This is a genomic window from Limnobacter sp., assembly GCF_964228395.1.
Taxonomy (GTDB): Bacteria; Pseudomonadota; Gammaproteobacteria; order Burkholderiales; family Burkholderiaceae_B; genus Limnobacter.
Window position 1 is genome coordinate 74,063 of record NZ_CAXQZX010000129.1, and the last position, 21,148, is coordinate 95,210.

The window sequence follows — 21,148 nt, forward strand, 5'->3', positions numbered from 1 at the left end:
CGCATCGCGAGGGTTTTTTTTCGCCTGTTTTACGCTTGTTGCAAGAAGAACTCGACCACCTTATTGGTGAGCAAATCCAGGTTGTCCCCTCGGCGGGGCTTGTACCAGGTGACCATGAAGTTCATGGCACCCAGAACCATCAGGCGCGCAAACTTGGGGTCGCTCTTTAAGAAGCCCTCGGCATGTAGGGCTTGAATTGATTTTTGCCAAATCGCATCGTATTCGTCTTTGGTGGCAATCAGCCGGCGCTGATGCGCGTCATCCAGGCAGCGCCAGTTGTAGAGCATCACCGGGATGAAGTCATTGCCGTCTTCCAGAATAATGCTCAAGTGCACCCGAACCAAGGCCTTGAATTGTGCGTCTGCAGACAATGAGGGGTTGACCACAGCGCGGGTTTTTTCAAGGCCCTGTCGCAAGCCTTCTTCGACCACAGCCACAAGAATGTCTTGTTTGCTGGCGAAGTGGTAGAAGGGGCTGCCACATTGCATGCCCACCGCGTTGGCAATGGCGCGCATGCTGGCGCCATCGTAACCCTTGTCGCGGAATAGTTTGGCGGCTGCACGAACAATGTCGCCGCGCCGACCGTCGTCCGATTTTTGCTCTTTGAGTACTCTTGCCACTTCCCAGTCCTTTTTATTGTGTGTTGCAGCTTAATGGTTTGCGCATCCATTGATGCGCAATGCCCACTTCCATGTGGGGTGGGCCTAGCGCCTCAAACCCATGCCGGGCATAAAAAGGCATAGCATGTTTTTGGGCGCTCAATTTTACTTCTTGCAGCCCTTGGCGAAGGGCTTCCTGTAGCAATGCATTCAACATGGCGCTGCCGATGCCCTGGCCGCGCAAGTTCGGCAGCACAGCCATGCGACCAATCTTGCCGCTGTTGAGCAGTCGGGCTGTGCCCACGGCCTGGTGGTTTAACCATGCCACGGCATGCAGTGCGTTGGCGTCGTGCTCATCCCACTCTTCGTGTTCTGGAATACCTTGCTCTTGTACAAAAACACAACGGCGAATGGTTTTGGCCCATTCGCCGTTTGTTTGCCAGTTGTTGCAGGCGATGGTCAGCAAATCAGCCCAAAGCGGCCAGATCTGCGTCCACGGCATCCAGCATTTCCTGGGTGATCATGCCGCCCGAGAAGTTGGCCACCACAGCCAAGGGAAAGCCTTTGCCCATGCCAATTTGTGGGTGAGTAGAAATGCCGGGCATGTGCTTTTCGAGAATGGCCAGCGTTTGCTCGTTGTCCAGCAGGTCGCCCAGTTTGGATTGGGTAGAAAAAGCCATGAAACGTGTCTCCTAGAATAGATTGGAATTTAATTCAAACAAACGCTTGAATTATTACCCGATTCTAGACCAAGAACGCTCATGGCGTCATGTGTTTTTAGTGTTGCCTTATTCCACTTGGGTGACCAGGCTGAACGAAAACACGTCATCCGGGCTGGCGGTGCTTCGGCCACGGGTGTAACCAAACTGCAGCGCTGAGGTCTGGCTGAGCGAATACACGGCAGACATTGCCCGCTCGCGGCGTTTTTCGGTGTTCGCCAGCAACTTATCACGTTCTGAGGTGGTGAAGTTGATGTACAGGTCGTCACCGAACGGGAAGCCAAAGCCCAGGATGGAGTAATTGCCGTGCAACAGGCGAAGGGTGGGTGTGTCGCCATACAGGGTGCGGCCAAATACACCGGTGAGGGCAAAGTTGTTTTGGAAGCGGTAGGCCAGGTCGGCCTGAATGCCGTAGTCGGTTTTGCCGGTGCCCAGGCCATCGCGCTCATCCCCGGTGGCCAGCTTGGCCAAGCCAGTGACTGACGCAGCAAAGCCTTTGCTTTGCAAATCACCCACCACATCGCGGGTGTAGGTGGCCACCATGTCGCCCAAGCCTTTGGCCTTGCGGGTGGGGGCCCCGCCAGCGGGGGTCACGGTGCCGTTTACAACCGTGCCTGGCCCTTTCAGTGAGATATAGGGCACAAACAGCGATGCCCGGTAGGTTTCGCCCACCAGGGTGGCGCCAAGGGTGAAAGATTTTGCTTCGGTTTCCCGACTCTGGCCAAACTTGCCCGTGAGGGAGTCAAAGCTGTAGGTCATCAAGAGTGCGGGTGGTTGCGCCCATGCGGTTGAAAGGGTTGCGCCCAATGCGCAGCCAAGCAATGTGCGAATAAAAGTATGCCCCATGTACTGTCTCCTTTTTTGACACAGTATAGGGGCAAAACCGCTGTGGCTGGGATCCTTCAAATGGTGAGTAGAAAAGTACCTACTTTTTTGGGCGGTATTCCGCACGGAGCGTGCGTGCTTTTTCACGTTGTTCGGGTGTTAGCACTTTGTAAATGTCATGCTGGGTTTGCAGCATGTCCAGTTTTGCATCCAACTCACGGGCTTGTTGCTTTTTAATCAACGCGGCTGCCTTGGCGCGGTCAAATTCAGGGGCCTCAACCAGTGTGCGCACCTCTTCGCGGTGGGTGCGCCGCTCGCTCATGGCGTCTTTCATGGTGCCCCGTTGTTTGTCCAGTATGGCTTTTACTTGTGTTTTTTGCTCTTCGGTCAGGTCTAGTTGCTTCAACATGCCCATGCCGTGGTGATGCATTTTGCCGTGGTGCTCGGTGTGGTGGTCGTCGTGTGGACTGTGCGCTTGATCGGGCATGGCCTGGGCTGCCAATGGAATGGACATGGCCATGGCTGTGATGGCAATCATTTTGTGAATGGTGTGTCGACTTGAATTCATGGTTTACTCCTTTGATTAAAAAGCCCGAGGGCTTTGGTGCAGCTTCATGGTGCGCAAAAGCCGTGTTAACGGGGATTCAGGCAATGTAAAGATGGGTAAAGGAAGAACCTCCCGCTGCATGCATTTGGACTTGCCCATTAAGATAAACAGGCCGGTTAAAGGCAAAACCCGCTTGAATGCCGCCTGCCGACCACTGAAGGAGTGCGAATGGCCCGAATTCTTCACATTGATGATGACGTTGAACTGGGTGAAATGCTTTGCGAGTACCTGCAGGGCGAGGGCTTTGAGGCCGAGCACTGTGCTAACCCTCTGGAGGGTTTGAGCCGCCTGGCCGAAGGGGATATCCAATTGGTTGTGCTTGATGTGATGATGCCCCAACAAAGCGGCTTGGAGACCCTGAAACAGATCCGCAGCAAGCACTCGGTGCCCGTGCTGATGTTGACCGCACGGGGTGACAACATCGACCGCATTGTTGGCCTGGAGCTGGGTGCCGACGATTATGTGCCCAAGCCCTGCTTGCCCCGTGAAATTGTGGCTCGCATCCGGGCCATTTTGCGTCGCAGTGGCGAAGCCAGGCAGCCAGCCGGCCAGGCTGTGGTGCTGGGGCCTTTGCAGGTGTTGCCCAGCAAACGCAAGGTTTTTTGGCACGAGCAGGAGGTTGATTTGACCAGTGCGGAGTTTAATGTGCTGGAGGTGCTGGCTGCAAACGCCGGGCAAGTGGTGAGCAAAGCCACGCTGAGCGAACAGGGCCTTGGTCGACCTTTAGAACGCTTTGACCGCAGCATTGATGTGCACCTCAGCAACATTCGAAACAAATTGGGCTTGACCGGTGAGGCCGCCCTCACCTTGCACACCATACGTGGCAAGGGCTACCAATTGAGCTTGAATTAAGTGATGTTGAACTAAGCATTCGGCCGTTGCCATGGGCAAATTGTTCTGGAAGTTTTTTTTTGGTTTTTGGCTTTGTCTGCTGGTGGCTGCGCTGGCCACGGGCACGGCCTTGTACGTGCTGCGTCAAAAGCCCGGCAGCACAGACCTGGCCGAGGGGCCACGTGCCCAGTTCCTGCTGGAAACCATGCAAAACGTGCTGGAAGGCAAAGGCCCCAATGCCCTGAAGGACCTGCTGGAACGCAATCGCCTCAGAACAGGCACGGCCATCCCGGTGTTTGCGGTGCGGGAAGACGGGCAAGAATTACTCGGGCGCGAGGTGCCACAAAACATCGCGCCGCGCCTGGCCGATGTATTCACCAGCGACGGGCCAGCCGAGGCGGGCATGTTGTTGGTGAATGCTCAAGACGAATCGCGTTGGCTGTTGTTCATTCCCAGGCACCGTCGGCCCCCACCCCCCGCCAGCACCGAAGATGTGGTTGAGCCCCATGCAGAAGCTGCCTCGCAGGGTGCGGCGTTGCGCCGACAGCGCGAGGCCCTGGAGCCTCCTTTGCCCCCTTTTTCTGGCCCTGGGTTGGTGGCGGCTCTGCTGGCCAGCCTGCTGTTTGCCGGGGTGCTTGCTTACACATTCAGTCGCCCATTGAACAAACTGAAAAATGCCTTCCGCGAGGCGGCCAAGGGGCGCTTGGGGGTACGAATTTCAAAAGGGGGCAAACGCAAAGACGAAATCGGCGAACTGCTCAGCGGGTTTGATCAAATGGCCAAAGAAATTGAGTCGCGCATTCAACAACAAAAGGCCCTGTTGCATGATGTGTCCCATGAATTGCGCTCCCCATTGGCCCGCTTGAATTTGGCGGTGGGTTTGGCGCGTCAGCGCCCGGACCATTTGGAGACCAGTTTGTCTCGCATTGAAACCGAGGCCGAGCGTTTGGATTCGCTGATCGGTGAACTGTTGAATCTGTCAAGGTTGGAGTCAGAAGAGCTTGATGGCGCAGCTCAAGCTAACAATGCGTTGGAACTGTTGGCCGGTGTGGTGGACGATGCACGGTTTGAAGCCGAGCAACAAGGCAAACAGGTGCAGTGGGGGTGCCCCATGGACGCCCACTGGCTGCCCTGTGAGCCTGATGTACTGCAAAGGGCGTTTGACAATGTGATCCGCAATGCGCTGAAGCACAGCCCCGCTGGCGGCGTGGTGGAGGTGAGCTGTTCCCAGCGCGGGCCAGCCGGCTTGCAGGTGGATATTTTGGACCGAGGTCCTGGAGTTCCGCCAGAGCACATGAACAAATTATTCACCCCATTTTTTAAGCAAGGGGAAAAATCTGGTCATGGTTTGGGCCTGGCCATTGCCAAGCGCGCCATAGAGCGTCACCAGGGGCGCATCTCTGCCCACACGCGCCCGGGGGGTGGCATGGTGTTTCGCATTGAACTGCCGGGCGCTGGCGTAAAACCTCGAGGAAATTAGCGTGCGCTGGTCTCGGCCAAGGCAATCGTGGTGTCGCGTTTGCCAAGCATGTGGTTGGCAAAGGCCACACCCTCCAAGTTTAGGGCTCTGGCGCTGTCGTGTTCGGGGTCCCGTGATGAAAAGTCGGTGCGAATGGACTTCACACGGCGCAGCACAGGCTCAAACGCTTCGGGTGCCACTTTGGCCACATAAGCCAGGCCTACCAAATCGGCCAGTGTTTCTTCAAAGTGCACATTGTTTTTGAAGCTCAATCCCAGATGCTGCTCCAGGGCCTTGCGTGCACTGCTTCGTTTGCCGGGCTCAGACATGATGCAATGGGTCAACTCGTGCGCCGAGGTGAAGGCAAGAAAAGCGTAGTCCAGGTCGTTCTGCCCGGCATTCAAAAAGTGTGACCAAACGCGTTTGGCATCGGCATGGTGGTTCACATGCACCACACAGGTTTTAATTCCGCTGTTGGTCAGGAATGGCGAGGGGTTGTTCATGGTGGTTTCGCGCACATGGACCCGCTGTGTGTCGATATTGAAATGCTGGGCAAACAACTGCACTTCTTCGCGAACCACGGCCGTGTCGGGCAGGGACGATTGTGGCGTAAACAAGCTGACCAGCCCAAAAAACAATCCATTCCACATGACAGGCTCCGGTAAATTACAAGGTTCTGTGATGTAGATCGGCTTGTTTGGGCCGAAAAAAGATTGCCCCAATGCGTTGCCCACAAAGGGGGCACACAAAAGGGTTATGTCAAAATCGCGTCAAACAACATGGCAATCGAGGTGAAGCAATGAGCAATCCAGTGGTCATCGTGACCGGTGCTGCAGGGGTGTTGGGGCAGGCTGTGGCAAGCCATTTGGGGCAGGCGGGTTACAGGTTGCTGCTCGTGGATTTGAATCAGCCCGATTGGGAGGGTGACAGCGACGCCGTGTCCATCGGCAATGTGGATTTAACCCAGCCCGAGCATGCGCAAGAGGTGGTGAACCAGGCTTGGGAATACTTTGGCCAAATTGATGGCGTGGTGAACCTGGCCGGCGGCTTTGTGTGGGAGCCCCAGGCCGAAAGTAGCCTGGAAACCTGGGACAGGATGTACGCCATGAATGTGCAAACCACAGTCAACATGTGCCAGGCGGTGCTTGCTCAATTCCAGGACCAGCAAAGCGGGGCCATTGTGAACGTGGGCGCGGCCGCAGCCATTAAAGCCGGCGCTGGCATGGGGGCCTATGCGGCTTCAAAGTCGGCGGTGCTGCGCCTCACCGAGGCTTTGGCGGCAGAAAACAAGCAATTCGGCGTGCGGGTCAATGCCGTGCTGCCCAGCATTCTGGACACGCCGGCCAACCGGGCGAGCATGCCCGATGCCGACCCGGCAGATTGGGTTGCTCCAGCGTCACTGGCTGGCGTGATTGAATTTTTATTGTCTGACCTGGCCCGAGACATTCATGGGGCGGGTATCCCGGTGGTGGGGCGGGTGACCATTTAATTTGAGCGTCCCCGCTGGCGCAGGCCTTCCAGGTAATTGTCGATGGTAAATTCGGCCTGCGTCATCAAGTCAAACAAAGCCGGGCTTAGCACGTAGTTGGCAAACAGCCCGTCAATCAAGGCGTGTAAACCCACCGCCGCTTGGCGTATGTTGGTGTTTGCGCTCAGCTCGCCCTTGGCCACAGCTTGGGCAAAATCTTTCTCGATGGTTTGAATGCAGCCCTGGATGGCTTCAAGGTGGTGGTCTCGAATGGGTAGCATATCGTCCACCATCTCGGTTTTGTGCATCACGATGTCAAACACCCTCTGGGTGCGCAAATCGTTGGCCAGCGTACGCACCACGTGCATGGCCCGGTCCCGGAGGCGCGCCAGGGCCGTGTTGGCCAAATCTTGCTTGGGCGAGGCAATGTATTCGTCCATGGGCAAGATCACCCGCTGCAGCATGGCGTCAAACAAGTCCGCCTTGTTTTTGAAATGCCAGTAAATGGCGCCGCGCGTGAGGTTGGCTGCCTTGGCAATGTCGTTGAGCGTGGTGCGCGACACCCCCTTTTCTGAAAAAACAGCCTCAGCCGTGTCCAGGATCAGGTTGCGCGTCTCCAACGCCTCTTCTTTGGTTTTTCTTACCACAGTGGTTCTGTCACAAAATTAAAAAAATGTTTACATACACTCGTGCATGTATGTATTATCTGACCTCTCGGTCAGTAAATCAAGTTCATTCGCATCAAGCACGAACCCAAGCAGGGGCAAATATGCACACCAACGCCTTGAAAATCAAACAAAATCTTTCTCCATACGCCCGCGGCTTTGCAGGCGCAACCTTGTGGCCTGCCGTGCTGGTTACCCTGCTTTCAAGCGCGCTGTTGTTGGGCTGCGGCCAGCAAGGCAGCGCGCAGGCCCAGAGCGCACCGGGCGAGCAGCAGGCCGCACCCGTGCCTGTGGTCGAGGTTAAGCCCCAGGCCCTGCCTTTGGAGTTTGAGTACCCCGCCCAGGTGGCCGGGTTTCGCGAGGTACAAATTCGCGCCCGTGTGCAAGGCATTATTGAGCAGCGTTTGTTTGAAGAAGGTGGGCGGGTAAAAAAAGGTCAAAGCCTTTATCGCCTGGATGATGCACCCTATCAAACTGCACTGGCCAAGGCCTTGGCCGACGAAAATGCAGCCAAAGTGCGCGCCGCGCAAGCCGAACGCGACTTTAAACGCATTCAGCCTTTGGTGCAAAGCAAAGCGGTATCCCAGCAAGAGTTGGACAACGCCCAGTCGGCCTTTGAAGTGGCCAAAGCCGACGCCATGGTGGCCAGTGCAGCCGTGCGCCAAGCGCGTTTGAATTTGGAATATGCCCGTGTGGAGTCGCCGGTCAATGGCTTTGCCAGCCGGTCTTTGTATTCCGAAGGCAGTTTGGTCTCGGGCCCCTCCGAGCTTTTGACCACCGTGACGCAAATTGACCAGGTGTATGTGAACTTTGGCATTCCCGAAAAAGACCATGAACAACTTCGCAAAGGCTTGGCCAGCGGCGACGTAACGATGCCCAAGGGCGAGTTGTTGGTCGATGTTCTGGGTGCCGATGGCAAACCCACAGGCCTGCAGGCCAAGCTGGGGTTTCAGGATGTTCGCGTGAACCCAAGCACCGGCACTGTGGATGCCCGTGCGGTGATTAAAAACGACAAGGAAGTGCTCAGCCCGGGGCAATTTGTGCGTGTGCGGGTGAGTGGCGCTGTTCAAAACCAGGCCGTGTTGGTGCCCCAACGTGCTGTGCTTGAAAACCCTGCGGGCGGAAAAATTGTGATGACAGTGAGCCCAGAGCGCACGGTGGCGCCCCGGCCTGTACAGGTGGCGCAGTGGAGCGGCGACCAATGGTTGATTACCAACGGTTTAAAAGCTGGCGACCAAGTGATCACCGATGGTTTTATGAAAGCGCCACCGGGCACCCCCGTCACCCCCGTGCTGGAGGGCGATGCAGCATCGGCTGCAAAGCCGGATCAAGCCACAACCGCGGCCAAGCAGTAAGGGGGCCAGCACATGTTTTCAAAGTTTTTTATCGACAGGCCCGTGTTTGCTGCGGTGCTGTCCATATTTATTATGCTGGCTGGCCTGGCCGCCATGCGGGGCTTGCCGATTGCGCAGTACCCAGAAATAGCGCCACCTGTGGTGCAGGTGCGGGCGATTTACCCCGGCGCATCGGCCCAGGTGATTGAAAGCACCGTGGCTGCCCCCATTGAAAATGCCATCAATGGCGTGGAAGACATGATGTACATGAGCTCCACCTCGGCCTCCAGCGGCGTGGTGGAAATTGCCGTCACCTTTGAAATAGGCACCGACCCCGACCAAGCGGCCTTGAACGTGAACAACCGTGTGAAGCAGGTTGAAAACATTCTGCCGCAAGAGGTTCGCCGGCAAGGTGTGACGGTGAACAAGGGGTCGTCGTCGTTCTTGCAAGTGCTGGCTTTTTACTCGGAAGACGGCCGGTTTGACGACTTTTACACCTCCAACTATGTGACCCTGAATGTGCTGGATCGAATCAAGCGCATTCCCGGTACCACCAATGTGCAAATTTTTGGCGCCAAAGATTACGCGATGCGCATCTGGATCAAGCCCGACCGCATGGCGCAATTAAAGCTGACTGCACGCGACATCGTGGCAGCGCTCAACGAGCAAAACGCCCAGTTTGCAGCGGGCAAAGTGGGGCAGGCCCCCAACAACAACGGGCAAGAACTGGTTTACACCATCACCGCTCAGGGTCGCCTGCAAAATGTGGAGGAGTTCGAGAGCATCTTGCTGCGGGTCAATCCCGATGGGTCTTCGCTGCGCTTGAAAGATGTGGCTCGGGTAGAACTGGGCTCCAAAGATTACGACTTCATCGGGCGAATCAATGGCAAGCCTGCCACCCTGGTGGGCGTGTTTCTGCAACCGGGGGCCAATGCCTTGGCTGTGGCCGATGCGGTGCAAAGCACGGTTGATGAACTGGCCAAAGATTTTCCTGAAGGCCTGGACTACGCCACCCCCTACGACACCACAAGGTTTGTTGAGGTGTCCATTCGTGAGGTGGTTAAAACCCTGGTGGAGGCCATGATTTTGGTGTTCATCGTGGTGTACGTGTTTTTGCAAAACTGGCGCGCAACGCTCATCCCCATTTTGGCCGTGCCGGTGTCTTTGCTGGGTGCGTTTGCAGGCCTGTATGTGCTGGGTTACTCCATCAACACGCTCACCTTGTTTGGCATGGTGTTGGCCATTGGCATTGTGGTGGACGATGCCATTGTGGTGCTGGAAAACGTTGAACGCATCATGCACGAAGAGGGCTTGAGCGCCCGCAAGGCAGCCATCAAGGCCATGCAAGAGGTCACCGGGCCTGTGATTGCCATTGTGCTGGTGCTCTCGGCGGTGTTTATTCCAATTGCATTTTTGGGTGGGCTCACCGGGGAGTTGTATCGCCAGTTTGCCATCACCATCTCGATTGCTGTGATCGTCTCTGGCGTGGTGGCGCTTACGCTAACACCCTCGCTGTGCGTGTTGTTGCTCAAGCACGAGCACAAAAAGCCAGGCAAGTTTTTTACATGGTTTAACGACTGGTTTGGCCGCGTTACAGGGCGTTACGTCAGCGGCGTGAAGTTCATCAGCCTGCGACCAGCCATCGGCCTTGGTTTGTTTGCTGTGATGCTGATTGTGACCGCGGGCTTGTTCAAGGCCACGCCGGGCTCGCTGGTGCCCGATGAGGACCAGGGCTACTTTATTGCAGCTGTGTTTTTGCCCGACGGTGCCACACTGCAGCGCACAGACAAGGTGGTGGCTGAGGTGGTCGATGCCGTGGCCGCCAACCCGGCCAACGAATACTCGGTGGCGTTCACAGGCTTTGACTTTTTGGGTGGCAGCTTTAAAAACAGCGCTGCGACCATGTTCATCACCCAGCGCCATTGGGATGAACGCGAGGCCGTGACCCAGGATTTGGTGGGTGAACTGTTTGGCCGCACCGCTGGTGTGCAAGAGGGCTTGGTTTTGGCTTTTGCACCCCCTCCCATTTTTGGCTTGGGCAATGCTGGGGGCTTTGAGTTTTACATTCAAAACCGCGGCGAAGGTGGACCTGCCAAACTGGCCAAAGTGATGAACGAGTTCATGGCCAAGGCCAACAAGGACCCACGCTTGGCTGGTGTGCAAACGCTGTGGCGCCCGGGCACCCCCCAACTGTATGTGGATGTGGACCGTGAGCGTGCGCGTGCCATGGGGGTGAATGTGAACGATGTGTTCGATACCCTGTCTGCCACTTTGGGGTCGTACTATGTGAACGATTTCAACAAATTTGGGCGCACCTGGCAGGTCTTGATGTCGGCCGATGCGCAATACCGCAAAAGCCCCGCCGACATTGGCAATATGTATGTGCGTTCCAGTTCGGGCCAGATGATTCCAATCTCGGCCCTGGCCAAAGTGGAGTACTCTCAGGGGCCAGAGACGCTGGAACGTTTCAACAACTTGCCTGCCGTGAAGTTGTTGGGCAGCGGTGCGCCGGGCATTAGCTCAGGCGAGGCCATTGCTGCCATTGAAGACATTGCCGCCCAAGTGTTGCCAGACGACTTTAGTTACGAGTTTTCGGGGGCCTCTTTCCAGGAAAAACGCTCTGCCGGGTCATCAAGCTTCGCCTTGGTGCTGGGGGCTTTGATGGTGTTTTTGATTCTGGCAGCGCAGTATGAAAAATGGACCCTTCCCTTCTCGGTGTTGCTGGCCATGCCTTTTGGCTTGTTTGGTGCCTTGCTGGCAGTGTGGATGCGCGACATGACCAATGACGTGTATTTCCAGATTGGCTTGGTGACCTTGTTGGGCTTGGCGGCCAAAAACGCGATTTTGATTGTGGAGTTTGCCGTGCTCAAGCGCGAGGAGGGCATGGGGGCTTTGGAGGCCTCGCTTGAGGCGGCACGTTTGCGCTTCCGTCCCATCTTGATGACCTCGTTTGCGTTTATTCTCGGGGTGGTTCCGCTGGCGTTTTCAAGCGGTGCAGGCGCAGGTGCTCGCACGGCGGTGGGCACCGGCGTAATGGGTGGCATGACCGCGGCCACTCTGTTGGCGATTTTCTTTGTGCCTCTGTTTTATCGGTTGATTGACCGCAGCAAAACTGGAGGCAGACACCATGGCGATGAAGAGGAAGCATATGATTCATCCAACAAAAACCACTAAGGGGGCCACCATGAGCCGCTCCCTCCCCAAACGATTGGCCTCGGTCAGCGTGTTGTGTCTCGCGCTCACAGGTTGCGCCTCGCAAATCCCGCTGCTGGACCGCTTTGTGCCCCAGCCCGATGCCGCCCGCGTGGCGGTGCAGGCCCCCGAGAACACCCGTGGCGTGGACATGAGCCAGGTCAAAGACGAGGCTTGGTGGCTGTTGCTGAACGACCCAGCCCTGAGCGCCACCATCGAAATGGCCTTAAAAAACAACACCGATGTGCGGCTGGCCAATGAGCGCTTGAATGAGGCAGGCGCGCAACTGGGCATTGCCAAATCGCAGCGCTGGCCCTCTGTGTTTGGGCAAATGACGAGCGGCAGAAACCGCCCAACGCAAGCGGGCAATGTGCCGGTGTTTGGTGGCCAAAATGTGTACGAAAGCACCCGCCTGGGCGCAGGCGCCAGTTGGGAGCTTGATCTGTGGGGTCGCGTGGGTGACCTCACTGATGCTGCCCGTGCCGGTTTTATGCAGCAAGGCTACAACTTGCGTGGCGCTCGCTTGAGTGTGGCGGCCACTGCAGCCAGCCTGTATACGCAGGTGCGTGTGCTTGGCTTGCAAGTGAAGGTGTTGGAGCAAACCCTGGTGAGCCGCGAGGCCGCCTATGCCTTGGCCAAACAACGCTACGACGTGGGCCTGAGCAATGAATTGCAGCTTCGCCAAACCGAGGCGGAGTATGAATCGGTGCGGGCCCAGTTGCCAGACACGCGCGAGGCCCTGGCCCGGGCGCAAAATGCCTTGGCAGTGATTGTGGGCGGTAATCCGCCAGAAGCCCCAGCCCTGGCGGTTGATCAACTGCAGCTCACCAAACTGTTCATATTGCCGGCCGACACCCCCTCGGAACTGCTGTTGCGCCGGCCTGACCTGGCTGCTGCTGAGCAACAATTGCTGGCGGGTGAGGCTAATCTGGAGGCCGCACGCAAAGCGTTTTTCCCGTCGATTTCCTTGAGTGGATTTGCAGGCCGCGAGAGTGCGATGCTGGATAATTTGTTTACCGGGCCTGCGAAGATCTGGAATTTCCAGGCGCAAATTACGCAGCCAATTTTCCAGGCTGGTCGACTGTTTGACGAGCGCGATGCGGCAGTGGCACGCCGCAATCAGGCGGTGCTGCAATACGAAGCCAGCGTGCGCACGGCCTTTCAAGAGGTGTACGACGCCATCGTGGCCCAGCGCGAGGCCCGCGAACGGTTGGAAGCTCGCCAAAAGCAAGTACAAACCTTGCAAGAGGTGGTGCGCCTGGCCCAATTGCGGGTGGACAACGGTGTGTCCAACCAACTGGAACTGCTGGACGCCCAGCGCAACTTGTTGGCAGCGCAGCTAAGCTGGGCCTCGGCTTGGCAAAGCCAGCAAGGGGCGAGCCTGGCAATGATTCGTGCCTTGGGTGGTGGGTTTGATGCCACCAAAGTGGCCAGCATCGATTGATGCTTGGGGGCTTGCCCAAAAAGGCAAGCCCGGAATACAAGCTCGTGGACGGCTTATGGTTTTCCCCCCAATAAATTTGGGAACCAACCCGTAACCTTGTGCAAGCCCTCAAACCATCCCCACTGAGGGTATTCGCCTTTGTTGTTGTAGCCTCCAGATCTCCCTGGATTCATACCGTCTTTCTCGTGGCCGTCGTTGTCATTCAAGGAAGTCATGTGCACTGCATTGGCGAGGTCGCGATTCCCGAACAATATGGCGTGTAAGTTGTTGTGTTCGTTGGTGCCCCAAATTTTGGTGAGTTCGGTGTCGGTCAAGCCAAAGTCCAGCCCACCTTCGCGTTTTAGCAAGTTGCGAATACCGTCTGCATCATTGTTCATGGCCATCAGTTTAAGCTGCCCATAGGTGAGGCCTGCCTCCGTTTCGTTGCCAAATTGACCAGGTGGCATCATGGCGATTTTCAAGACCAGGTTGGCAGCCAAGTACGCGCCGATGGTTTTTTGTTCTGTGTTTTGCCCTTTGTTGTAGGCGCCGATTCCTTCTAGTATTTTGGTGACGTAAGTAATGACTTCCTCGGGAGGTTTGCCGAACGCTTTGCTGAAAGCTGAGTTGTGCGCATCGGCATCCAAAAGGAAACCATGCCCATGTTTACCCACATGGTCGTAGTGGTGGCTGCTGCCCTTGCCAGCCGGAATCTCGCCGGTCATGGGCCCGCCGGCTGAGTATCCGAAAAATGGTGGATGTTGACCTACATTGCTTTCACAGGCAGCAACATGGTTTTGGGGTTCTTGTTCCGTTTCGCTGAAGTTACTTCGCTCCTCTGGTTGATCGTCGCCACCATGGGAGCCGCCGCTGCCGTGATGCTCTTCTAGATGATGTGTTTGTTCACTATCTTGGTAGCCTGTCGCCTCGCAATCGTCGCTAATATTGCCCAAGGCGTGATCAGGGTTCTCTGGGTCGCCTGTTTCATAGTGGTTGACCGCTTTTTGTAGATCGCCATCGTAATGATCGACTAATTGCCTCAAATGCTGGACCCCCGCCCGAATACCCATGGCCGGGTTGTTGAGAAGATCATCTTCGTTAAGTGGCTCGCCATTATCATCGACTAGACCATGTTGCCCTGGGGCGGCCCACTGCCCGTCTTCAAGTAAACCGCTGTGCACTAGCATTGGACCGTAAAGTTTGCCACCCGAACCGTCCAAAGCCGGTTCACAACCGCTGAAATTCGCTGGCCCTTTGCTTTCGATTAACGCCACCACCAAATGCCCCGGAAGGCCATGGGCTTCGGCAACCCTGAAGGCGTAATTTAACCAATCTGCTTCATCGGCGTTTGCCGCGGGTGGCGTCGGTAGAGTGACTTTTTTAGGTTCGGTTTGATTGGGTTTGATATGGCCTGAGTGGGCAGATGGTCTGCACGTTTCAACACACATGTTCCAATGCTCGTCATTTAAAGTGATTCTAGTCTTTGAGTGGATAACTTGTTGAAGTAGTTCGTAGCCCGTGCGTGGCAGGCCGGGGTCACGGTTGCGAATTGAATAATGTGGCCACTGGAATGTTGACATTGTTCAATGTAACATTCAGTGAAAACCTGAATGTCGATCAATCCGCCCTCGGAGACTCCACGTGAAAAGCGTTAATAAAGCAGCCCAGCGCCCCGCATCCAACACCGATGTGCCACTCAAACAGCGCAATGTGAAATTCGATTGGTCGAACACGCCCCTGGACTGGATTCCCAACGAGCCCTATGCGAGTTATTTCATCAACGAAATCAACTTGATTTTGCCCGCTGGAGAGTTTTGGTTTTGCCGCCTCTACAACAAGGCCTTGCCACTGGTGACCGACCCCAAGCTGCGGGAAGATGTGCGCGGTTTTATCAAGCAAGAGGCCATGCATGCCCGTGGGCACAGCTCGGCCATTGAAGAATATCTGGCCGCGCGGGGCATCAAAACCGAGCGCAACCAGCGATTGATGAAATGGTTGTTCGAGGTGGTGCTGGATGATCAACCCTTCGGGCGAAAAATGCCGGTCTGGATGGAAAAGCGCTGGCTGTTGTTGCGTTTGGGCTTGGTCGCCACCATTGAGCACATGACCTGTGTGTTGGGCATGTACGCATTACAGAACCGCAAATGGGATGAACTGAATGCCGATGAGGTACTGCTGGATCTGATTCGTTGGCACGGGGCAGAAGAAGTAGAGCACCGCTGCGTGGCCTTCGATCTGTACAAGCACTTGGGGGGAGATTACCTGTCCCGCTACTATTTGGCGGCGGTGGTGGTGCCCATGATCATCGGCCTGTGGGTGGATGGTGCGGCTCACATTGCGGGCCAAGACCCCCGCTTTGCATCCAAAAAGCCCGCCGTGTACAAACCTTGGGTGTGGGTACAGTGGTTCAAGGCATCGCGCAAACAATTGTTGCCCAACCCGCTGTGGTTGGTGGCTCAGCAATTGCCCTACTTTAGCCCCTGGTATGACCCTTCCAAGGAGGGGTCCACCCAGCTCGCGCAGGATTACCTCAAGCAGTCCCCAGCGGCCATGGCGGCCAGCGCCATTCAAGCCAAAATGAGGGCTGCAGCGTAAAGGCAGCTTATAAGCCGAAGGCAGCATGGATTGGAACTTTCCCCAGCTTGCGCTGTCTTAATAGGGCTGATAACGTGCCAACTATGCGAAAAATTGTCCGATTCCTGTTGATGTGCTTCATGCTGGTCGCGCTGCCTATTCAGGGCATGGCGCAGGCCAGCATGTTTGCTTGCCATCTTCAAGACTCCGGCAAGGCTTCGTTTACCGAGCACCACCAGCATGGTGAGGCAGGGCAAGAGCATCACGCCCACACCGAGCATCACGCACACGGCGAGCCGTCAAGCGACGATTCTTCACCCATCGTCAAAGCCATGCATGGGTGCTGCCACTGCGCGCCTTCGTGTGCAGCCGTGGTGGTTCCCAACACCTTGACCAAAATCAACGAGCCTTTGCCAAACGGCCCCGTGCTCGCCATGGCTCAAACTCCCCCCCACTCCGCTGATTCGCGTCGCTTGGAGCGACCCCCCAAGTCACTCTCTGTTTGATCAATCGCCAACAGGCATCGCATGCATGGTCATGCGGGGCCTGTTCGTTCTGTTCAACCATTGAGGGGACTCATGAAGTTCAAATCCTTGAAAGCATTGCCGTTGATGGCATTGACCATGCCTTTATCGGCCATGGCCAGCGCTGAAAATGTGCTTGGGTATAGTTCGGTGTTCGAGACTTACCAGGCCTATTCCGAGCCCGAGTTGCAAAACTGGCCCAAAGTAAACGACACCGTTGGTGACATTGGTGGTTGGCGCGTCTACGCCCGCGAGCCTTATGAGACAGGTGCCACAGAGCAAAGTCCACCAGCCGATGGGGGCAAAGGGCATGCCCAAGATGCGCCCCACCACCACGCGGGGGGCAAGCCATGATGATTCAACCACGCCTTAAAAAAACAGCTTTGGCGCTTGCTTTGGTGGTGCTCAGCGGTTGCGCCACGGTGAACATTGACGAATCGCTGAACACCAGCAACCAATCGCTGGCGGGTTTTAAGCAAAGCCAAGCCACGCTAATCCAGACCGATGAGCAACGCCAGGCCATGCAGGCCAAGGCTGACGATATTTTGAAGTCCCCGTTGACCCAGCAAGCCGCGGTGGACCTGATGTTGACCTACAGCCCGCAGTTTCAAACGGTGCTGGCCGAGAACTGGGCTTCCGCTACACAGGCTGCCCAAATTGGGCGCGTGCACAACCCGGTGTTTGCCTTTGAACGGGTTCGCATCAAAGATGAGCTTGAGTTGGGTCGATTGTTGAGTTTTGGTTTGCTGGATTTACTCACCCTGCCAGCCAGGCAAGGCATTGCCCAACGCGAGGTGGATCGGGCGCAGTTGCAATTGACCAGCAGTGTGGTCGAACAAGTGACGCAGGTGCGCCAGGCCTGGGTGGATGCCGTGGCCGCTCAGCAGGCTTTGCACTATGCGCAGCAGGTGTTTGAAAGCGCCCAAACCAGCGCCGAACTGGCTCGCCGTATGCAAGAGGTGGGCAACTTTACGCGTTTGCAGCGAGTCCGCCAGCAAAGTTTTTATGCCGATGCAGCCTTAAACCTGGCCGCGAGCCGGCACAAAGCCACCGCCACCCGCGAGGCCTTGGTTCGCATGCTGGGCTTGAACACCGAGCAGGCGGCTGCACTGAAGTTGCCGGAGCGTTTGCCCGATTTGCCGCAAAGCCCCAAAGCACCTGGCGATGTGGCCAAACAGGCTGAAAACCGGCTGGACATTCGCATGGCCCGGCTGGGGTTTGAAAGCAGTGCCAAAGCCCAAGGTTTGGGCAATGTGGCAAGCTTTTTGGACGTAGAAGCCGGGGTGCGCTATGACACCATTTTTGAAAATGACACCGGTGAACGCAACAACAAAAAAGGTTGGGAGCTGGAACTGGCCCTGCCCATTTTTGATTGGGGTGGCTTAAAGCGCGACGCCTTGAATGCCAGAACGCTGGCAGCCGCCAACCGGCTGGAATCCACCTTGCGCAATGCACAGTCGACCCTGCGCGAGAGCTACTCGGCCTACCGCACCACTTACGACATTGCACGCCATTATCGCGATGAAATTCTTCCGTTAAAGCAAACCATCGCTGATGAAAACCTGCTGCGTTACAACGGCATGTTCATCGGTGTGTTTGAGTTGATGGCCGACAGTCGGGACCAGGTGAACACAGTGCTGAAAGCCATCGATGCCCAAGCGGAATTCTGGCGAGCCGATGCCGCCCTGCAGTCCACCGTGGTGGGCAAGCCTGTGGTGGTGGCTGTGAGTGGTTCGTCACCTGCTGCAGGTGGCGATGCAGGCGCGGGCCACTGATGCGTGGCACAAACAAAAGGATTTTAAATATGACTTCCAGACGAGAATTTTTTAAGGCTGCTGCGCTCACAGGCGGCGCTGTGGCTGCAGCCAGTGTGAGCAAGGTGGCCATGGCCGCCCTGCCGGAGCCTGTGATTCAAACTTCCGCAGAGACCATGCCTCCGCTGGTGCCCAACACAGGCCGCCCCTACAACCCAGTGGTGACCTTGAACAGTTGGACCCTGCCTTGGCGCATGAACAAGGGGGTGAAAGAGTTTCACTTGGTGGCCGAACCCGTGGTGCGTGAAATGGCCCCCGGCATGGTGGCCCACCTGTGGGGTTACAACGGCCAAAGCCCCGGCCCCACCATTGAGGTGGTTGAAGGCGACCGGGTGCGCATCTTTGTGACCAACAAACTGCCCGAGCACACCAGCATCCACTGGCACGGCCAGCGTCTGCCCAATGGCATGGACGGCGTGGCGGGGCTGAACCAGCCGGCCATTCCATCGGGCAAAACCTTTGTGTACGAGTTTGAGGCCAAGCGGCCTGGTACGTTTATGTACCATCCGCACGCCGACGAAATGGTGCAAATGGCCATGGGCATGATGGGGTTCTGGGTAACTCACCCCAAGAACAAACACCCTTTGATCAGCGAAGTGGATCGCGACTATTGCTTCTTGCTCAATGCCTACGACATTGATCCAGGCGCTTACACACCCAAAATCATGACCATGCTCGATTTCAACTTGTGGACATGGAACAGTCGCTTGTTTCCGGGCATCTCCCCCCTGGTGGCCCGCAAAAACGACCGCGTGCGCATACGTGTGGGCAACCTCACGATGACCAACCACCCCATACACATTCACGGGCACGAGTTTGAGGTGACAGGTACAGATGGCGGCCCTACGCCCAAAGGGAGCCGCTGGCCAGAAGTCACTGTAGATATTGCGGTGGGGCAAATGCGGCAGATGGAGTTCATCGCCAACGAGGAGGGTGATTGGGCTTTCCATTGCCACAAGAGCCACCACACCATGAACGCCATGGGCCACGATGTGCCCACCATGATTGGCGTGGACCACCGGGGCATGACCAAAAAGATCACCAACCTGATCCCAGACTACATGGTGATGGGCGAGCGTGGCATGGCAGACATGGCTGAAATGCAGATGCCTCTGCCCGACAACACCGTGCCCATGATGACTGGCGATGGACCGTTTGGCTCAGTGGAGATGGGCGGTATGTTCAGCATGCTCAAGGTGCGCAAAGACCAAAAGCCCGGGGATTATTCAGACCCGGGCTGGTTCAAGCACCCCCCGGGTACTGTGGCCTATGAGTTCACTGGCGAGCTGGGCAAGCCAACCCGCAGCAGCCACGCTGGGCAGCCGAGCATGGCGTCTACCCAGAAGGGGCAGGCCACCATCGAGTTGCAGGTGCGTAAACCGACCGGCCACGCTGGGCATTAATACAAGGAGCATTAAAAATGAGCAATGGATACACCATGATGCTTAAAGCGGGTTTGCTCTTGCTTGCAGCGGTCTCGTTTGCTTTATTCACCAGCGCCTCGGTGCTGGCGCATGGCAGCAAGCCACACGGCAGCAAAGCCGATGACGCGGGGCCGGTGGTCAAAGAACAAACCCTCTGGGGCATTGCCGGCGATGCGGCAGACGTGGTCAGAACTGTAGACGTCACCATGGGCGATGACATGCGCTTTCAGCCTGCCTCATTGCGTGTTAAGCAAGGTGAAACCATTCGATTTCGGGTGAAAAATACCGGCGTACTGTTACACGAGTTTGTGATTGGTACTCCCGAAGAAAACGCCAAACACGCCGAGTTGATGTTGAAGTTTCCCGGCATGGAACACGATGAACCCTACATGGCCCACGTGGATCCGGGTGAGGTGGGCGAAATTGTGTGGACCTTCAACCGTGAAGGGACGTTTGAGTTTGCCTGCCTGATTGCAGGTCATTTCCAGGCAGGCATGGTGGGCAACATCACCGTGGCTGCTCAATAAGTTTTGTAAGGAGTAAAACCATGAAAAAAACCATTCAACTGAGCATTACAACCTTGGCTTTGTTAACCGGCGGGGTGGCCTTTGCAGGCAACCACGCGGGTGGCCACTCGCACGACCACGGCGCCGCCGGCGCTAAGGCTGCTGACGCCAAACCCGCGAGTGCAGAACTGGCCGACGCCGAGGTTCGCAAAATTAACAAATCCACTGGCAAAATCACTTTGAAACATGGTGAAATCAAAAGCGTAGCCATGCCCCCCATGACCATGGTGTTTGCTGTGGAAGACAAAGCCATGCTGGAAGGTTTGAAAGAAGGCGACAAGGTGAAGTTTGATGTGAAACAAGAAGGCACCAACTACACCGTCACCACCTTGCAAAAGGCCCAGTAAACGCCTTTGCCTTTAGCGGTAAGAGAGCATGCCGTTGGGCTTGGCGGCGTAAGCCTCCAAGCCCTGTGCTTGCTCTGGCAAAACACCAGCAATTTCCCCTTCAAAATGGGCTTGCTCATTGAAGCTGGCCAGCTTGGGCCCTTGCGCGCCCACCAAAATTTTACTCACGCTGCAGTTGGTGATCACCCAATTCAGGGCAAAAGCCTGTGGGTCTGCAATGCCCAGCAGCTGCTGCACCATCACGCTGATGGGGCCGCCCGATGTAAACACCGCCACATTGGCTTTGCCGCTGGCCTGTTTCAGTTGCATGGCTTGAGCGCACACGGTGCCCAGGCCCGCCATGGTTCGGGTTTTAAAGGCAGGCCAACTCTCTGGGTAGTCAGCGTCGTGTTTTCCGGCCACCCATCGGGCCATGGCCTGTTCAAACATCAATTGGAAGGCACGGCGCGGATCAGCGTTTTGCATCACTTCTTTGTCAAACACGTCGGGGTCGCTGTATTGACCAACGAAGGCCTGCAAGATGGCTTCATGGTCATACTCGTTCAAGCCCTCATGCTCCACGGGGTCCAGGTTGATGCCGTAGCTGCTGGTGAAAGCCTGTGCCGTTTGCCGGTGCCGTTTCATGGTGCCGCTGAACAAACCATGAAGGCGAATTTTTCTGGCCTTGAACCATGCGCCCAACTGGGCGGCTTGGGTGTGGCCCAAGGGAGATAACTCATCGTAATTGGCGCTGTCAAAGCTCGCCTGCCCGTGTCGTATTAGGTAGATCACTGCCAT

At 56.4% G+C, this 21,148-nt stretch carries 22 protein-coding genes; 13 read left to right on the forward strand and 9 right to left on the reverse strand.

Annotation, left to right across the window (positions count from 1 at the left end):
* Window positions 1–29: 29 nt before the first annotated feature.
* From ACEQU8_RS11190 to ACEQU8_RS11210, 5 genes are all read right to left on the reverse strand, one after another.
* Window positions 30–620 (reverse strand): TetR/AcrR family transcriptional regulator, encoded by a 591-nt coding sequence (locus ACEQU8_RS11190; RefSeq protein WP_370263643.1) that lies wholly within the window; start codon window positions 618–620, stop codon window positions 30–32.
* A gap of 13 nt (window positions 621–633) precedes the next feature.
* The gene (locus ACEQU8_RS11195; RefSeq protein WP_370263645.1) at window positions 634–1,101 is read right to left on the reverse strand and encodes a GNAT family N-acetyltransferase; all 468 of its coding nucleotides are present in this window, start codon (window positions 1,099–1,101) and stop codon (window positions 634–636) included.
* Window positions 1,067–1,279, reverse strand: a complete 213-nt coding sequence (locus ACEQU8_RS11200) for a hypothetical protein (RefSeq protein ID WP_370263647.1) — start codon at window positions 1,277–1,279, stop codon at window positions 1,067–1,069. The genes ACEQU8_RS11195 and ACEQU8_RS11200 overlap by 35 nt, the downstream gene beginning before the upstream one ends.
* A gap of 108 nt (window positions 1,280–1,387) precedes the next feature.
* Window positions 1,388–2,164 carry a hypothetical protein gene (locus ACEQU8_RS11205; RefSeq protein WP_370263649.1) on the reverse strand — a complete coding sequence of 259 codons (777 nt, stop codon included), beginning with the start codon at window positions 2,162–2,164 and terminating at the stop codon, window positions 1,388–1,390.
* 79 nt (window positions 2,165–2,243) lie between these two features.
* Window positions 2,244–2,711 (reverse strand): Spy/CpxP family protein refolding chaperone, encoded by a 468-nt coding sequence (locus ACEQU8_RS11210; protein ID WP_370263651.1) that lies wholly within the window; start codon window positions 2,709–2,711, stop codon window positions 2,244–2,246.
* A gap of 207 nt (window positions 2,712–2,918) precedes the next feature.
* Between ACEQU8_RS11210 and ACEQU8_RS11215 the strand changes: the two genes are divergently transcribed.
* Together ACEQU8_RS11215 and ACEQU8_RS11220 are read left to right on the forward strand one after the other, a co-directional pair.
* On the forward strand, window positions 2,919–3,602 hold the full coding sequence (locus ACEQU8_RS11215; RefSeq protein WP_370263653.1) for a response regulator transcription factor: 684 nt from the start codon (window positions 2,919–2,921) through the stop codon (window positions 3,600–3,602).
* A 31-nt stretch (window positions 3,603–3,633) separates the two neighbouring features.
* A complete protein-coding gene (locus ACEQU8_RS11220; protein WP_370263656.1) occupies window positions 3,634–5,061 on the forward strand; it encodes an ATP-binding protein in 1,428 nt (475 codons plus the stop codon).
* On the opposite strand, the gene ACEQU8_RS11225 is transcribed toward ACEQU8_RS11220, so the two are convergent.
* The gene (locus ACEQU8_RS11225) at window positions 5,058–5,690 is read right to left on the reverse strand and encodes a hypothetical protein (RefSeq protein WP_370263658.1); all 633 of its coding nucleotides are present in this window, start codon (window positions 5,688–5,690) and stop codon (window positions 5,058–5,060) included. The genes ACEQU8_RS11220 and ACEQU8_RS11225 overlap by 4 nt on opposite strands.
* Before the next feature lie 149 nt (window positions 5,691–5,839).
* On the opposite strand from ACEQU8_RS11225, the gene ACEQU8_RS11230 reads away from it, so the two are divergent.
* Window positions 5,840–6,529: an SDR family NAD(P)-dependent oxidoreductase gene (locus tag ACEQU8_RS11230; protein WP_370263659.1), complete on the forward strand. Its 690-nt coding sequence runs from the start codon at window positions 5,840–5,842 to the stop codon at window positions 6,527–6,529.
* Here the strand turns inward: ACEQU8_RS11230 and ACEQU8_RS11235 are convergent.
* Complete coding sequence (locus ACEQU8_RS11235) at window positions 6,526–7,128, reverse strand: TetR family transcriptional regulator (protein ID WP_370263660.1); 603 nt, start codon at window positions 7,126–7,128, stop codon at window positions 6,526–6,528. The genes ACEQU8_RS11230 and ACEQU8_RS11235 overlap by 4 nt on opposite strands.
* Before the next feature lie 149 nt (window positions 7,129–7,277).
* Here ACEQU8_RS11235 and ACEQU8_RS11240 point away from each other — a divergent pair, with 149 nt between their 5' ends.
* Genes ACEQU8_RS11240 through ACEQU8_RS11250 form a run of 3 tightly spaced genes read left to right on the forward strand, consistent with a single transcriptional unit; the run spans window position 7,278 to window position 13,143 of the window.
* Complete coding sequence (locus ACEQU8_RS11240) at window positions 7,278–8,528, forward strand: efflux RND transporter periplasmic adaptor subunit (RefSeq protein ID WP_370263662.1); 1,251 nt, start codon at window positions 7,278–7,280, stop codon at window positions 8,526–8,528.
* A gap of 12 nt (window positions 8,529–8,540) precedes the next feature.
* Complete coding sequence (locus tag ACEQU8_RS11245) at window positions 8,541–11,681, forward strand: efflux RND transporter permease subunit (RefSeq protein WP_370263663.1); 3,141 nt, start codon at window positions 8,541–8,543, stop codon at window positions 11,679–11,681.
* A 10-nt stretch (window positions 11,682–11,691) separates the two neighbouring features.
* Window positions 11,692–13,143, forward strand: a complete 1,452-nt coding sequence (locus ACEQU8_RS11250; protein ID WP_370263665.1) for an efflux transporter outer membrane subunit — start codon at window positions 11,692–11,694, stop codon at window positions 13,141–13,143.
* A 53-nt stretch (window positions 13,144–13,196) separates the two neighbouring features.
* On the opposite strand, the gene ACEQU8_RS11255 is transcribed toward ACEQU8_RS11250, so the two are convergent.
* A complete protein-coding gene (locus ACEQU8_RS11255) occupies window positions 13,197–14,702 on the reverse strand; it encodes a hypothetical protein (RefSeq protein ID WP_370263667.1) in 1,506 nt (501 codons plus the stop codon).
* Between the two features lie 61 nt (window positions 14,703–14,763).
* Between ACEQU8_RS11255 and ACEQU8_RS11260 the strand changes: the two genes are divergently transcribed.
* The 7 genes from ACEQU8_RS11260 to ACEQU8_RS11290 all read left to right on the forward strand — a co-directional run bounded on the left by ACEQU8_RS11260 (window position 14,764) and on the right by ACEQU8_RS11290 (window position 20,371).
* A complete protein-coding gene (locus ACEQU8_RS11260; RefSeq protein ID WP_370263668.1) occupies window positions 14,764–15,717 on the forward strand; it encodes a metal-dependent hydrolase in 954 nt (317 codons plus the stop codon).
* A 119-nt stretch (window positions 15,718–15,836) separates the two neighbouring features.
* Window positions 15,837–16,202: a hypothetical protein gene (locus ACEQU8_RS11265; protein ID WP_370263669.1), complete on the forward strand. Its 366-nt coding sequence runs from the start codon at window positions 15,837–15,839 to the stop codon at window positions 16,200–16,202.
* 72 nt (window positions 16,203–16,274) lie between these two features.
* On the forward strand, window positions 16,275–16,574 hold the full coding sequence (locus tag ACEQU8_RS11270) for a hypothetical protein (protein WP_370263670.1): 300 nt from the start codon (window positions 16,275–16,277) through the stop codon (window positions 16,572–16,574).
* Window positions 16,571–17,995 carry a TolC family protein gene (locus ACEQU8_RS11275; protein WP_370263672.1) on the forward strand — a complete coding sequence of 475 codons (1,425 nt, stop codon included), beginning with the start codon at window positions 16,571–16,573 and terminating at the stop codon, window positions 17,993–17,995. The genes ACEQU8_RS11270 and ACEQU8_RS11275 overlap by 4 nt, the downstream gene beginning before the upstream one ends.
* Before the next feature lie 29 nt (window positions 17,996–18,024).
* Window positions 18,025–19,437, forward strand: a complete 1,413-nt coding sequence (locus ACEQU8_RS11280) for a multicopper oxidase family protein (RefSeq protein WP_370263673.1) — start codon at window positions 18,025–18,027, stop codon at window positions 19,435–19,437.
* A gap of 17 nt (window positions 19,438–19,454) precedes the next feature.
* Complete coding sequence (locus ACEQU8_RS11285) at window positions 19,455–19,985, forward strand: plastocyanin/azurin family copper-binding protein (RefSeq protein WP_370263674.1); 531 nt, start codon at window positions 19,455–19,457, stop codon at window positions 19,983–19,985.
* A 20-nt stretch (window positions 19,986–20,005) separates the two neighbouring features.
* Window positions 20,006–20,371, forward strand: coding sequence for a copper-binding protein (locus tag ACEQU8_RS11290; protein WP_370263676.1), 366 nt, complete (start codon window positions 20,006–20,008; stop codon window positions 20,369–20,371).
* 12 nt (window positions 20,372–20,383) lie between these two features.
* On the opposite strand, the gene ACEQU8_RS11295 is transcribed toward ACEQU8_RS11290, so the two are convergent.
* Window positions 20,384–21,148 carry a histidine phosphatase family protein gene (locus ACEQU8_RS11295; RefSeq protein WP_370263677.1) on the reverse strand — a complete coding sequence of 255 codons (765 nt, stop codon included), beginning with the start codon at window positions 21,146–21,148 and terminating at the stop codon, window positions 20,384–20,386.

Bases quoted from the DNA above. Each gene is read 5' to 3' on its own strand.
- ACEQU8_RS11195 (WP_370263645.1), bottom strand. From the start codon at position 1,101: ATGCCGTGGACGCAGATCTGGCCGCTTTGGGCTGATTTGCTGACCATC.
- ACEQU8_RS11200 (WP_370263647.1), bottom strand. From the start codon at position 1,279: ATGGCTTTTTCTACCCAATCCAAACTGGGCGACCTGCTGGACAACGAG.
- ACEQU8_RS11205 (WP_370263649.1), bottom strand. From the start codon at position 2,164: ATGGGGCATACTTTTATTCGCACATTGCTTGGCTGCGCATTGGGCGCA.
- ACEQU8_RS11210 (WP_370263651.1), bottom strand. From the start codon at position 2,711: ATGAATTCAAGTCGACACACCATTCACAAAATGATTGCCATCACAGCC.
- ACEQU8_RS11215 (WP_370263653.1), top strand. From the start codon at position 2,919: ATGGCCCGAATTCTTCACATTGATGATGACGTTGAACTGGGTGAAATG.
- ACEQU8_RS11220 (WP_370263656.1), top strand. From the start codon at position 3,634: ATGGGCAAATTGTTCTGGAAGTTTTTTTTTGGTTTTTGGCTTTGTCTG.
- ACEQU8_RS11225 (WP_370263658.1), bottom strand. From the start codon at position 5,690: ATGTGGAATGGATTGTTTTTTGGGCTGGTCAGCTTGTTTACGCCACAA.
- ACEQU8_RS11230 (WP_370263659.1), top strand. From the start codon at position 5,840: ATGAGCAATCCAGTGGTCATCGTGACCGGTGCTGCAGGGGTGTTGGGG.
- ACEQU8_RS11240 (WP_370263662.1), top strand. From the start codon at position 7,278: ATGCACACCAACGCCTTGAAAATCAAACAAAATCTTTCTCCATACGCC.
- ACEQU8_RS11245 (WP_370263663.1), top strand. From the start codon at position 8,541: ATGTTTTCAAAGTTTTTTATCGACAGGCCCGTGTTTGCTGCGGTGCTG.
- ACEQU8_RS11250 (WP_370263665.1), top strand. From the start codon at position 11,692: ATGAGCCGCTCCCTCCCCAAACGATTGGCCTCGGTCAGCGTGTTGTGT.
- ACEQU8_RS11255 (WP_370263667.1), bottom strand. From the start codon at position 14,702: ATGTCAACATTCCAGTGGCCACATTATTCAATTCGCAACCGTGACCCC.
- ACEQU8_RS11265 (WP_370263669.1), top strand. From the start codon at position 15,837: ATGCTGGTCGCGCTGCCTATTCAGGGCATGGCGCAGGCCAGCATGTTT.
- ACEQU8_RS11270 (WP_370263670.1), top strand. From the start codon at position 16,275: ATGAAGTTCAAATCCTTGAAAGCATTGCCGTTGATGGCATTGACCATG.
- ACEQU8_RS11275 (WP_370263672.1), top strand. From the start codon at position 16,571: ATGATGATTCAACCACGCCTTAAAAAAACAGCTTTGGCGCTTGCTTTG.
- ACEQU8_RS11280 (WP_370263673.1), top strand. From the start codon at position 18,025: ATGACTTCCAGACGAGAATTTTTTAAGGCTGCTGCGCTCACAGGCGGC.
- ACEQU8_RS11285 (WP_370263674.1), top strand. From the start codon at position 19,455: ATGAGCAATGGATACACCATGATGCTTAAAGCGGGTTTGCTCTTGCTT.
- ACEQU8_RS11290 (WP_370263676.1), top strand. From the start codon at position 20,006: ATGAAAAAAACCATTCAACTGAGCATTACAACCTTGGCTTTGTTAACC.
- ACEQU8_RS11295 (WP_370263677.1), bottom strand. From the start codon at position 21,148: ATGGCAGTGATCTACCTAATACGACACGGGCAGGCGAGCTTTGACAGC.